The sequence below is a fragment of the Bacteroides sp. AM44-19 genome (genome assembly GCF_003603395.1).
In the GTDB taxonomy this organism is placed as follows: domain Bacteria; phylum Bacteroidota; class Bacteroidia; order Bacteroidales; family Bacteroidaceae; genus Bacteroides; species Bacteroides uniformis.
Map to the genome: position 1 here is coordinate 1 of NZ_QTNB01000064.1, position 910 is coordinate 910.

Genomic DNA, 910 nt, shown 5'->3' on the forward strand with positions numbered 1-910 from the left:
TTCATCAAACACTCATCAACAACGATTGCTGATGAAAAAAGAAAACATCATTTCTCTTTTGGCAAGCAATCTAATGAGAAAAAGATGAGCCGATATAACGCTGTTTAACAGTGTGTTAAATTCCCAATTCATCAAATCATCATTTTTTCATTCACCAACAAATCCGCAAGAAAATGACAATAGAAGAAGCTAAAAGCATACGAATAGCCGACTATCTATACAGCTTAGGTTATTCACCAGTAAAACAACAAGGTATCAACCTTTGGTACAAATCTCCGTTTCGGGAAGAGAGTGAAGCATCGTTCAAAGTGAATACCGAACGTGAACAATGGTATGACTTCGGTTTGGGAAAGGGCGGAAACATCATTGCACTGGCTGCACATCTGTACGCTACCGACCATATACCTTACATCTTGAAACGGATAGCAGAGCAGACACCGCACGTGCGCCCGGTATCTTTCTCTTTTGGCAAGCAAAGCTCTTCTGAGCCAAGCTTCCAACAGTTGGAGATTGTTCCGCTGTCATCTCCTGCCCTGCTTGCCTACTTACAAAGCAGAAGAATTAACATAGAACTGGCGAAAAGAGAATGTAGTGAAGCCCGTTTCACCCACAACGGCAAGCGGTACTTTGCCATCGCCTTTCTCAATGCTTCGGGTGGGTTTGAGGTTCGTAACCGCTATTTCAAGGGCTGCATCGCTCCAAAGGAAATCTCCCACATCAGACAGTCTGGGAAAGCGAGGAATACCTGTTATGTGTTCGAGGGATTTATGGACTACCTCTCCTTTCTGACATTGAGACAGGAGAGCTGCCCAAATTATCCGGAGTTGGACGGGCAGGACTACATCGTATTGAACTCCGTATCGAATGTAAACAAGGCTCTCTATCCGTTGGGCAATTACGAACGCATCCA

General features: G+C 44.3%; 1 protein-coding gene. It reads left to right on the plus strand.

The window, feature by feature from the left end; all coding sequences use genetic code 11:
- Positions 1–173: 173 nt before the first annotated feature.
- Positions 174–910: CHC2 zinc finger domain-containing protein (locus DW947_RS21395; RefSeq protein WP_119958638.1), on the plus strand; the 737-nt coding region annotated here is incomplete at its 3' end.